General features: G+C 71.1%; 9 protein-coding genes and 2 pseudogenes. 4 read left to right on the plus strand and 7 right to left on the minus strand.

Annotation, left to right across the window (positions count from 1 at the left end; genetic code table 11):
• Window positions 1-101: 101 nt before the first annotated feature.
• From guaA to BN4348_RS31285, 3 genes and pseudogenes are all read left to right on the plus strand, one after another.
• Window positions 102-1,706: a glutamine-hydrolyzing GMP synthase gene (guaA, locus tag BN4348_RS31270; RefSeq protein ID WP_096866044.1), complete on the plus strand. Its 1,605-nt coding sequence runs from the start codon at window positions 102-104 to the stop codon at window positions 1,704-1,706.
• Window positions 1,707-2,510: 804 nt separating this feature from the next.
• Window positions 2,511-3,188, plus strand: a complete 678-nt coding sequence (locus BN4348_RS31280; protein WP_066907798.1) for a hypothetical protein — start codon at window positions 2,511-2,513, stop codon at window positions 3,186-3,188.
• Between the two features lie 83 nt (window positions 3,189-3,271).
• Window positions 3,272-3,457, plus strand: a pseudogene (locus BN4348_RS31285) (DNA polymerase Y family protein); the annotation flags it as partial.
• Between the two features lie 6 nt (window positions 3,458-3,463).
• Here the strand turns inward: BN4348_RS31285 and BN4348_RS31290 are convergent.
• The 7 genes and pseudogenes from BN4348_RS31290 to BN4348_RS31315 all read right to left on the minus strand — a co-directional run bounded on the left by BN4348_RS31290 (window position 3,464) and on the right by BN4348_RS31315 (window position 10,385).
• Complete coding sequence (locus tag BN4348_RS31290) at window positions 3,464-4,618, minus strand: alpha-hydroxy-acid oxidizing protein (RefSeq protein ID WP_066907804.1); 1,155 nt, start codon at window positions 4,616-4,618, stop codon at window positions 3,464-3,466.
• Window positions 4,619-4,657: 39 nt separating this feature from the next.
• Window positions 4,658-5,626 carry a nucleoside hydrolase gene (locus tag BN4348_RS31295; protein ID WP_096866045.1) on the minus strand — a complete coding sequence of 323 codons (969 nt, stop codon included), beginning with the start codon at window positions 5,624-5,626 and terminating at the stop codon, window positions 4,658-4,660.
• Between the two features lies 1 nt (window position 5,627).
• Window positions 5,628-6,368, minus strand: a complete 741-nt coding sequence (locus BN4348_RS31300) for a 2OG-Fe dioxygenase family protein (protein ID WP_066907810.1) — start codon at window positions 6,366-6,368, stop codon at window positions 5,628-5,630.
• A gap of 49 nt (window positions 6,369-6,417) precedes the next feature.
• The gene (locus tag BN4348_RS31305; RefSeq protein ID WP_066907813.1) at window positions 6,418-6,849 is read right to left on the minus strand and encodes a VOC family protein; all 432 of its coding nucleotides are present in this window, start codon (window positions 6,847-6,849) and stop codon (window positions 6,418-6,420) included.
• A gap of 103 nt (window positions 6,850-6,952) precedes the next feature.
• Window positions 6,953-8,971 (minus strand): SDR family oxidoreductase, encoded by a 2,019-nt coding sequence (locus tag BN4348_RS31310; RefSeq protein ID WP_066907848.1) that lies wholly within the window; start codon window positions 8,969-8,971, stop codon window positions 6,953-6,955.
• A 24-nt stretch (window positions 8,972-8,995) separates the two neighbouring features.
• Window positions 8,996-9,664: pseudogene (locus tag BN4348_RS63050) on the minus strand (SDR family oxidoreductase); the annotation flags it as partial.
• A 16-nt stretch (window positions 9,665-9,680) separates the two neighbouring features.
• A complete protein-coding gene (locus BN4348_RS31315; protein ID WP_066907816.1) occupies window positions 9,681-10,385 on the minus strand; it encodes a histidine phosphatase family protein in 705 nt (234 codons plus the stop codon).
• 92 nt (window positions 10,386-10,477) lie between these two features.
• Between BN4348_RS31315 and BN4348_RS31320 the strand changes: the two genes are divergently transcribed.
• The gene (locus BN4348_RS31320) at window positions 10,478-11,350 is read left to right on the plus strand and encodes a MaoC family dehydratase (RefSeq protein WP_066907819.1); all 873 of its coding nucleotides are present in this window, start codon (window positions 10,478-10,480) and stop codon (window positions 11,348-11,350) included.
• The last annotated feature ends 174 nt before the right edge of the window (window positions 11,351-11,524 follow it).

Here is an 11,524-nt window from a genome sequence, read left to right on the forward strand (position 1 = left end):
ACGGGGTTCCGAGCGGACAGTCGCGCCCGGCGACCGCGTCGGCGGTCCTCGGGGCTGCCGTGCTGCTCGGGGATGGCGACCCCAGCCACTAAGCTTGCGGCGTGGCGAAACCTGGTGACCCCGAAGCGGCCGGGCCGGTCGACCGGCCGGTGCTGGTCGTGGACTTCGGCGCGCAGTATGCGCAGTTGATCGCCCGGCGGGTCCGCGAGGCGCGGGTCTTTTCCGAGGTCATCCCGCACACCGCCACGGTCGAGGAGATCAAGGCGCGCAACCCGGTGGCGGTCGTGCTCTCCGGCGGACCGGCCAGCGTCTACACCGAGGGGGCCCCGCAGCTCGATCCGGCGCTGTTCGACCTGGACGTGCCGGTGTTCGGCATCTGCTACGGGTTTCAGGCCATGGCGCAGGCGCTGGGCGGCACGGTCGCCCACACCGGCACCAGCGAGTACGGCCGCACCGAGCTGAAAGTGCTTGGCGGTGAGCTGCATTCGGGCCTGCCGGACGTCCAGCCGGTGTGGATGAGCCACGGCGACGCGGTCACCGCGGCACCGGAGGGATTCGACGTCGTCGCTTCCAGCGCGGGCGCGGCGGTGGCCGCCTTCGAGAACCGGGGGCGGCGCCTGGCGGGCGTGCAGTACCACCCGGAGGTGCTGCACACCCCGCACGGCCAGCAGGTGCTCAGCCGGTTCCTGCACGACTTCGCCGGGCTCGGCGCCCAGTGGACGCCCGCCAACATCGCCGACGCGCTCGTCGAGCAGGCGCGCGCCCAGATCGGCGACGGCCATGCGATCTGCGGGCTGTCCGGCGGCGTGGATTCGGCGGTGGCCGCCCCGCTGGTGCAGCGCGCCATCGGCGAGCGGCCGGCGCGTGTCTCTGTCTCTTTTTTCCATTCCATGNTCTTCGTCGACCATGGGCTGCTGCGCGCCGGCGAGCGCGATCAGGTGCAGCGCGACTTCGTGGCGGCCACCGGCGCCAACCTGGTCACCGTCGACGCCGAGGAGACCTTCCTGCAGGCGCTGTCGGGGGTGACCAACCCCGAGGGCAAGCGCAAGATCATCGGCCGCCAGTTCATCCGGGCCTTCGAGGGCGCGGTGCGGGATGTGCTGGGGGACAAGCCGGTTGAGTTCCTGGTGCAGGGCACGCTGTATCCGGACGTGGTGGAGTCGGGCGGGGGCAGCGGCACCGCGAACATCAAGAGCCACCACAACGTCGGCGGCCTGCCGGGCGACCTGAAGTTCAAGCTCGTCGAGCCGCTGCGGCTGCTGTTCAAGGACGAGGTGCGCGCCGTCGGGCGGGAGTTGGGCCTGCCGGAGGAAATCGTTGGGCGCCAGCCGTTTCCGGGGCCGGGCCTGGCAATCCGGATCGTCGGCGAGGTCACCGCGCAGCGGCTGGACACGTTGCGGCGCGCCGACTCGATCGCGCGCGAGGAGCTGACCGCCGCGGGCCTGGACAACCAGATCTGGCAGTGTCCGGTGGTGCTGCTGGCCGACGTGCGCTCGGTCGGGGTGCAGGGCGACAACCGCACCTACGGCCACCCGATCGTGCTGCGGCCGGTGTCCAGCGAGGACGCCATGACCGCCGACTGGACCCGGGTGCCCTACGAGGTGCTGGAGCGCATCTCGACCCGGATCACCAACGAGGTGCCCGAGGTCAACCGCGTGGTGCTGGACGTCACCAGCAAGCCGCCCGGCACCATCGAGTGGGAGTAGCCCGCGCCGTTTTCGCGACACGTAACCAGTTGCGAGACACGCGAACGAACGTCGCACTGGATTATGTCTCGACGAATTCGCGCCTGCCGTAGGCGATCGTGGCCGCATCCCAGTTCCCGCCGGCCTCGCCGACGAGCCGGCGGGCGACGTCTTGGTCGTCGCCCCCGGCGACCAGGATCAGGGTGTGGTCGGTGGTGGTGACGGACCCGCCGCGGATGCGGTGGCGGGCGACCGGATCGGCCGCCAGCGCGTCGCCGAAGCGGGCGATGTCGACACCGGGCGCCGCGACGATGATCGCGTCCCCCGCCTGCCGCGGGAGATAGTCGAAGGCCAGCACCGCTTCCTGATTGAACTGGCGGCGCAGCGCCTCGGCGGCGGGGGGCGACGCGCCGGCGGGGCCGCCCAGGGGAAATTCGAGCGAGCGCTCACGGGGTGGCTCTTTTACACATCTNGCCGCACAGGTGAAATTCGAGCGAGCGCTCACGGGTGCTGCGCTGCAGCGCCTCCGACCAGTACACCCCGTCCAGGGCGGTCGATCCCGTCACCGACGCGCCGCTGAGCGCGATCGTCACGGTGGCCTGCGCCTCGAACAGGGGATCGGTGTCGGTGGCGAACAGCTCGGCCCGTTGGCAGGGCTCGGCCGCGGCCGGCGCCGGAAAAGTGGTCCAAAAAAGCACCATCAGCCACACCAGCACCGACCGCATAAAGCAGCCTCTCACGTCGCTTGACGCTTGTCGGAGGGTGGGTGTTTACTCGCCAATGTATCGAACATACTTTCGAAAAGAGCGCTGCTAGGAGGCGGGTATGACTGCGGCTTTGGCCTCCGATCACCGCGCTGAGCAGCTGGAATCGCTGCGCCGACGGATGGCTGAGATCTCCGGCAAGACCTCCGGGCGCGGCGCCCCCGCCGACGACCTGCTGCCGGATTCGGAATCCGGGCTGGCGCTCCCGCGGTGGCTCGCGGAGGCGCTGCCGGTGCCGTTGCCGCGGGGAACGGTGGCGGTGCTGTCGGGGGCCCGGTCGCTGGTGTTGGGCGTGGTGGCCGCGGTGACGGCGGCCGGGGGCAACGTCGCCATCGTCGGCCAGCCCGACATCGGGCTGCTGGCCGCCGTGGAGATGGGGGCGGACCTGAGTCGGCTCGCGGTGATACCGGACCCCGGAACCGATCCGGTCGAGGTGGCCGCGGTGCTCGTCGACGGCATGGATCTGGTGGTGCTCGGCCTGGGCGGGCGCCAGGTACCGCACACCCGGGCGCGGGCGGTGGTGGCGCGGGCCCGCAACAAGGGATGCACCCTGCTGGTCACCGACGGCGACTGGCAAGGGGCGCCGACGCGGCTGGAGGCGCGGGTCTGCGGCTATGAGATCGCCTCGGCTCATCGGGGAACGCCCGCCCCTGGATTCGGGCGCATCAGCGGGGTGCGGCTGCGGGTCGGCGGGGTGTGCGCGGGCAGGCGGGTGATCGGCCGGTCGCGAGCCGGGTGAATTCGGGTGGCTTCCTCACGCGCGCTGGCGATCTGGTGCATGGACTGGCCCGCGGTCGCGGCGGCGGCCGCGGCGGGCCTGCNCGGAACGAGCGGCTGCGCTGGTGGGCCGGGCCCTGGCCGGTCGACGAGCGGTGGTGGGACGACCGGCCGGAGGGCGGTCAAGGGGGGAGCCGCACCGCCCGCGCCCAGGTCCTGCTGGAGGACGAGCGGGCGTTGCTGCTGTGCTACCGGCAGCGGCGCTGGTATCTCGAGGGAAGCTACGAGTGACGACGCTTACCCGGTGGGCCGCAACGCGTCCGGCGTCAGGTCCTTGAGCGAGGGGTACCCGTCGACGGCCATGATCAGGTCCGCCTCGGCCAGCAGGGAGCGCAACACGTGCACGATGCCCTCGACACCGCCGAGCGTCAGGCCGTAGGCGTAGGGGCGGCCGATCCCCACCGCGGTCGCGCCCATCGCCAGGGCCTTGACGATGTCGGCGCCGCTGCGGACGCCCGAGTCGAACAGCACCGGCATCCCGTCGGCGGCCTCGAGCACCCCGGGCAGGCAGTCCAGGCAAGCCAGCCCGCCGTTGGCCTGCCGGCCACCGTGGTTGGAACAGTAAATGCCGTCCACGCCAATGTCCTTGGCGCGGCGCACGTCGTCGGGGTGGCAGATTCCCTTCACCAGCAGCGGCAGGCTGGTCTCCGCTCGCAGCCACTCCAGGTCGCTCCACCGGAACGGGCCGCCGAAGATGGGCAACTTGCGCATCGCCGCCTCGGCGGCGTCCTCGCCCGGCTGCAGGCTGGCGCGAAAGACCGGGTCGGAGACGTAGTTGCTCAGGCAGCCGCTGGGCACCTGGGGGTAGTTCCCGCCGTTCAGGTCGCGCGGCCGCCAGCCGGTGACCCAGGTGTCGAGGGTGACCGCGATGGCCTTGAAGCCGCACGCCTCGGCGCGGTGCACCAGGCTGGCGGCCATCTCGCGGTCCGGCGGCGTGTACAGCTGGAAAAAGCCGGGGGTGTCGCCCAGCTCCGGGGCAACCTCTTCCATCGGGTCGGAGGTGAGCGTGCCGACGAAGAACGGCACGCCGGTGCGGGCGGACGCCCGCGCCGCGGCCAGGTCGCCGTGGCCGTCCTGGGCGCAGACGCCGATCACGCCGATGGGCGCCATGAAGATCGGGGACGGCAAGGTGATCCCGAACAGCTCGACGGACATGTCGCGCTGCTCGGGGGCGATGCCCATGCGGGGGAGCAGGCCCCACCGCTTGAAGGCCTCGCAGTTGGCTCGCTGGGTGTGTTCGTCGCCGGCCCCGCCGGCGACGTACCCCAGCACTTTCGGCGGCATCGCCGCGGCCGCCTTGGCCTCCAGTTCGGCGAATGTGATGGGGTAGGGCGGCTGCCGGCCGGCCTGCCCCTGGTCGTACAGCTCGGTTTGGTAGTCGGCGAAAGGCATGGCTCGCGCATACCCGGCGATCGGTCCGCCAAACGGGCGCTAGCCGAGCCGGCGCGCGAACGGCCCGACCCGCGCGATGAACTCCTCGAAGAACGCCGCGGGGTCCACGTCAACGCCGATCAGGGCGTTGGCTTTTCGGTCGCCCGACCAATCGGGTGTCGTCACGCCCCGGGTCGGGGTGTCCGCCAGCTCGATGTCCACCGTTGCCGCCCGGGTCGAAATCAGCCGGGGGTCCAGCGCCGCCGCGGCGGCCAGCGGGTCGTGCATGAACGCGACGTAGCCGTGCCCGCGGTGGTCATGCGACTCGAAGTAGAACCGCATCGCGTCCTCGATCACCGGCAGCAACGGCGACGGGCCCGCCTCAGCCGCCAGCCGGGCCAGGATCTCCGGCGTCATCGCGACGCGCCGGGTGAGGTCCAGGCCGCAGACGATCGGAAGTTGTTGCTGCCCGGCCCAGCCGGCGAACACCTCGCCGGCCGCCTCGGGATCCACCCGGATGTTCCATTCGGCCATCGGGTTGGCCGCAATGCCGTCGCCGCCGAACGCGCCGCCCATGATCACCAGCCGTCGCAGCATCCTCGGCAGTCCGGGTTCGGCGCGCAACGCCAGCGCCAGGTTGGTCAGCGGTCCGGTGACCAGCCCGACCAGCTCGCCGGGATGGGCGTGCGCCGCGGCCACCCACGCCGCGGTGGCGTCGTGACCGGTGAGCGCGCGGTCGGTGCGGGGCAGTTCGGCGTAGCCCAACCCCGTGGTGCCGTGGAACTTCGAGTGATGGGGCCACCGCCCGCACAGCGGCTCGTCGGCGCCCTTGGACACGGGTATGGCTGGGGCCCGGCACAATTCGAGCAAACCCAGGTTGTTCGCGCAGACCTGGTCGACGTGGATGTTGCCGCCGGTCGAGGCGATCCCCACCACGTCGGCGTCGGCGCTGGCCAGCAGGTAGATCAAGGCCATCGCGTCGTCGATGCCGGTGTCGACGTCGACGAAAACGGCGTTCACCGCGGTGATCTTACGGCCAAGCCGACGCGAAGGTGATCACCAGGACGTCGCGCTGCGCCGGCCCGGAGCCGTCGATCGGCCGGATCGGTGAGACGCCGTGCAGGGTGCGGCGGTCGTCGCCCAGCATCAGGGTCCCCGGCTCGGCCAGCGTCGTCGCCAGCAACGGCCGGCCCCGAAGGTCACACACCGTGGTTTCGCCGCCGATCGCGTTGCGCCGCCCGATCAGCAGCGAGCTGACCAGCGTGACGCCGTCGCGGTGCAGGCCTTCGGGCGTCGGATGGCCGTCCTGGTCGCCGCAGCATCGAATGCGGAACGGATGCACCTTGACGTTCCAGTCGGCCACGCCGTCGTCCAGGGCCGCGGCCACCCGGGCCAGCAGCGTGATCACGTTGTGCAGCAACGGATCCGCGACGAACACCTCGGTCAGCGGCTCGAAGTCGCGGTCCTTGCCGACGTAGAGCGGGTTGGAGTCCTCCGGCTGCACGAACGCGAGCCTGGGCATCGGGCGCAGCACCCCGTCGCGAAACGAGTACTGGCCGTATCGGCGCAGCCGCCGCACCCCCAGTTCCGCCGCGTAGGGGTCGGGCGCCAGCTGCCGCCAATGCCGAGCAAACCGGGTCCAGGCTTCGCGGCCCACCCCCAGGCTGCGCGTCACGTCGAGCGAGGGCAGCACGGCGACGCCTGTCGCGGCGACCAGCCGGGCCGCGGCGGCCACCGGATCGGTGCCCGTCCACCTTTGGCACAGGACCATCGGGCCGGGATACCGCAATCGGGCCGCCCTGAAACGTATTGCTGCAGTGTCAGTCTCGGCCGGGAAGCCGCGCCGTGATCTCCTGGACCAGCCACGTATTGCCGTCCGGATCGGTGAAGGAGGAGTAAGACTGGTAACTGGTGTGCTCGGGGTCGGGCCCGGGAAGCCGTGCTTCCGGCGGGAACGGCACGCCATGCCACATGTCGGTGGCGCGGATGCCGCGGCCGAGGAGGTCCTCGTGGGCCGCCTCGATGTCGGGCACGGTCAGCACCGCCTGCGCCGACCCGGGCGCCGACGGCGTGACACCCTCGCCGAATGTGACAGAGCAGGCGGAGCCCGGCGGCGTGAACTGGACGACGCGCACGCCCTCTCCCGGCGCGGTGTCGCCGTCAAACCGCCACCCCAAGTTTTCGTAGAACTGCCTCGCGCGGTCGACGTCAGATACGGGGACGACGTGCACTTCGAGGTGCATGTCAACCATGCCGGGTTTCCTTCCTCACGCGACTGCAGGGCGGGATTTCGTGCTCCAGCCTGGCGGCCTTCGCGGTCGGATGAGATGGTCCGCTAGACAGAGCGATTCATGTTTACCAGTGCACCCCGGGCACCAACCGCACCAGCCGCTTGACCGGGCGCGGTGTCCGGATGCCGCCCGTGACCGCGCGGGCGGGCCGCCTCGGCTTGCGCGGCGCCGGGGTGGCCGCGGCCGGTTCGGTGGGGACGCCGCGCGCCGCGGCGGAATCGGGGTAGCCCAGATAGAGCTGGTGCAGGATGCGCCGCGACGTCCTCGGCGCGAAGTAATTGCCGGCCTCGGCGAGCGTGCCCAGCGGGGTGTCGATGCGCGCCGGCTTCTCGACCAGGCCGCGCACCACCATCGCCGCCGCGCGCTCGGGGCTGATCGCGGGCACCGGGTTGAGCCGGTGCGACGGCGCGATCATCGGCGTGCGGACCAGCGGCATGTGGATGTTGGTGAACGTGATGTGGTCGGAGAGCGTCTCCGACCCGACCACGTCGGCGAACGCATCCAGGGCCGCCTTGGTGGGAAGGTAGGAGCTGTATTTGGGGTTGCGGGCCTGCACGCCCGCGCTGGAGACGTTGACCACGTGGCCGAACCGGCGCTCGCGCCAGTGCGGCAGCAGCGCCAGCACCATCCGCACCGCGCCGAAGTAGTTGACCGCCATCACCCGTTCGTAATCGTGCAGCCGGTCGGTGGAATTGACCACCGAGCGCCGGATCGAGCGGCCGGCGTTGTTCACCAGGTAGTCGACGTGGTCGAAGCGCCCCAGGATGTCCTTGACGGTGTGTTCCACCGAGGTGGAGTCGGTGACGTCGCAGGTGAACGCGTGCGCCTGCCCGCCGGCCGCGCGGATCTCGGCGACCAGCGCGTCCAGCGCGTCGGCGTTGCGGGCCAGCGCGAACACCGTGGCGCCCCGCTCGGCAACGGCGATCGCGGCCGCCCGCCCGATCCCGCTGGACGCGCCGGTGATGATGACGTGCCGGCCCTGCAGCGGCGCTGAGGGGTCGTCGCGCCGCGCGCGGTCGGGGTCGAGGTGCTCGGCCCAGTACCACCACAGCTCGGGCGCATAGCTGGCAAAGTTGGGTACTTCGATGCCGGTGCCCCGCAACGCCTTTCGGGTCTCGTCGCTGACGAACACGGGCTTGAGGTCCACCACGTCGAAAATCTCGGCGGGAATCCCGAGCTGGGTGGCCGCCATGTTGCGCACCACCCGGGCGCGCCCGCGCATCTTGAGCAGCGGCGCCGCCACCGAGCGGGGTAGCGACCCGCGCAGCGGCGGCAACCCGGCCGCCTTGGCCACACCGCGGTAAATGCCGCGCAGCCCAACGGTTTTGGGAGAGGTGAGGTGGAAGGTGCGGCCGTCGTAACCGTCGCCGTGCATGAGTCCGACCAGCGCGTCGACGACGTAGTCGACCGGCACGATGTTGGTGCGGCCGGTGTCGGGCAGCAGGATGGGCGTCAGCGACGGCAGCGCCGCCAGCTTGGCCAGCACACCGAAGAAGTAGTACGGGCCGTCGACCTTGTCCATCTCCCCGGTGACCGAATCGCCCACCACCACCGCGGGGCGGTAGACGCGGTAGCGCAGCCCGGGCGTCGACCGCACCAGCGCCTCAGCCTCGAACTTCGTCTGGTGATAGGCGGTGGGCAGCCGCTGCCCGACGTCGAAGTCGTCCTCGGTGTACTCGCCGGCAAAGTCGCCCGCCACGGCGATCGACGACACGTGGTGCAGCGTGGCGTCCAGCCGCCGCGCCAGGTCGATCACGGCGCGGGTGCCCTCGACGTTGACGGCCCGCTGCTCGGCCTCGCCGGCGGTGAGGTCGTAGATCGCCGCGCAGTGCACGAGGTGGTCGACCCGGCCGAGCTCCGCCAGGGTTTCGTCGGTCAGGCTGAGCTCGGGCAGCTCGCCGACCAGCGGCTTCGCCCGTTCCCCCCACTCGGCGGCGAGGCTTTCGAAGCGCCCGAGCGATCCGCGGCGCACCAGCACCCACACCTGCGCGTCCGCCCGCGTTTCCAGGAGACGAGACACGACGCGGCGCCCGATAAACCCGGTACCGCCNAAGGTGCGGCCGTCGTAACCGTCGCCGTGCATGAGTCCGACCAGCGCGTCGACGACGTAGTCGACCGGCACGATGTTGGTGCGGCCGGTGTCGGGCAGCAGGATGGGCGTCAGCGACGGCAGCGCCGCCAGCTTGGCCAGCACACCGAAGAAGTAGTACGGGCCGTCGACCTTGTCCATCTCCCCGGTGACCGAATCGCCCACCACCACCGCGGGGCGGTAGACGCGGTAGCGCAGCCCGGGCGTCGACCGCACCAGCGCCTCAGCCTCGAACTTCGTCTGGTGATAGGCGGTGGGCAGCCGCTGCCCGACGTCGAAGTCGTCCTCGGTGTACTCGCCGGCAAAGTCGCCCGCCACGGCGATCGACGACACGTGGTGCAGCGTGGCGTCCAGCCGCCGCGCCAGGTCGATCACGGCGCGGGTGCCCTCGACGTTGACGGCCCGCTGCTCGGCCTCGCCGGCGGTGAGGTCGTAGATCGCCGCGCAGTGCACGAGGTGGTCGACCCGGCCGAGCTCCGCCAGGGTTTCGTCGGTCAGGCTGAGCTCGGGCAGCTCGCCGACCAGCGGCTTCGCCCGTTCCCCCCACTCGGCGGCGAGGCTTTCGAAGCGCCCGAGCGATCCGCGGCGCACCAGCACCCACACCTGCGCGTCCGCCCGCGTTTCCAGGAGACGAGACACGACGCGGCGCCCGATAAACCCGGTACCGCCGGTAACGACATACCGCATGCGGACATGGTAGCGCTCAGCCGCTGAAGTCGCGGATGCCGTCCCAGTCCTGCAGCGTCCAGCCCGTCATCGGGTTCCCGGTGATCACCACGCGGCCGGTGTTGGGCAGCGGGTGGGTGGTCCGCAGGCTGTCCTTGGCGTTCTTCACGTTCATCAGCACCCAGTACTCGATGGAGTACAGGTGCGCGAAGACCACCGGGTTGTTGTGGCCGCTGTCGTAGACCTTCTGGACGGCCGCGGTGAACCGGTCGTTGAACTCTTTGCCGGTGATCGAGCCGGGGATGCTGTTTTGCACGTCACCGTTGAGCCAGTCCGCCGGCGCCAGCAGGTACGTCGAGGGATCCATCGAGACCGGCTTGCCCTCGAACCAGCCGGCGTCGATCTCCTGGACGCCTGGCAGTACCTGCACGTGCTCGTGCAGCTCGGCGGCCAGCGGTTCGGCGGTCTGCTGGGCGCGCGCCATCGTGGAGGCGTAGACGGCGTCGTACTTGTTGTGCGCGAGCTGGTGGGCGAGCTGCTCGGCCTGCGCCTTGCCCTCGGGACTGAGGCCGGGGCCCGGCACCGAGGTGTCGAGGACCCCGCTGGCGTTGGCCTCCGACTGCGCGTGGCGGATGAACGTCAGGGTGATGCTGCGCGGCTGCGGCGAGCCGCCGCACGCACCGACGAGCACCGCCGCGGCGAGCACTGCGATGGCTTTTGAGATCACGCTCCCCTTGCGCATGTCGATAGCCTGCCCTGCCGGGGGTGCCGGGGGGAAGAGTTTGCGATGGTTAGGTACGAAAAGGCGCGATTCCATTCAGTGAGGAGACTCGTATGGCCATTGACCCGAGTGCCGTCGGCGCGGTGAGCGATCCGATGCTGTTCGAATGGACCGACAAGGACACGATGCTGTATGCGCTCGGCGTCGGGTGCGGCATCGACGATCTGTCCTTCACGACCGAGAACAGCCACGACATCGCCCAGCAGGTGCTGCCCACCTACGCGGTGATCTGCTCGCCGGCCTTCGGGGCGGCCGGCAAGATCGGAACGTTCAACTGGGCCATGCTCTTACACGGATCGCAGGGTGTCCGGTTGCACGCACCGCTGCCCGCGGCGGGCAAGCTGTCGGTGGTCTCCGAGGTCACCGACATCCAGGACAAGGGCGAGGGCAAGAACGCGGTCGTGATGCTGCGCGGCCGCGGGACCGACCCGGACTCGGGGAAGCTGATCGCCGAAACGTCGACGACCTTTGTCGTCCGGGGCGCCGGCGGGTTCGGGGGAGTGCCGGGCCAGCGGCCGGTGGCGCCGGAGATCCCGGACCGCGAGCCCGACGCCCGGATCCCGCTGCCCACCCGCGAGGATCAGGCGCTGATCTATCGGCTGTCCGGGGACCGCAACCCGCTGCACAGCGACCCGTGGTTTGCCCGCGAGCTGGCCGGGTTCCCCAAGCCGATCCTGCACGGGCTGTGCAGCTACGGGGTGGCGGGCCGGGCGCTGGTCGCCGAGTTGGGCAAGGGCGTGGCCGCCAACGTCACCTCGATCGACGCGCGGTTCAGCTCGCCGGTGTTTCCCGGCGAGACGCTGACCACGCTGATCTGGCGGACCGAGCCCGGCAAGGCGGTGTTCCGCACCGAGGCGTCGGGCGCCGAGGGCAGCCCCGCCCGGGTGGTGCTGGACGACGGCGCCGCGGAGTACGTGGAGGGATAGCCGTCTAGGACCCGTCGGCGCCGTGGGCGCCGGCGGTGCCATACAGCGTCCCGCGCGTGCCGCCGCCGGCGCCGGCTCCTGCGATGCCCGGGTCACCGGAAGCGCTGCCGGTGCCGCCGGCCCCGGCGTTGCCGCCGTTGCCGCCGTTGCCGCCGTTGCCGATCACCTGGGCGT

This window comes from Mycobacterium interjectum (assembly GCF_900078675.2).
Classification (GTDB): Bacteria; Actinomycetota; Actinomycetes; order Mycobacteriales; family Mycobacteriaceae; genus Mycobacterium; species Mycobacterium interjectum.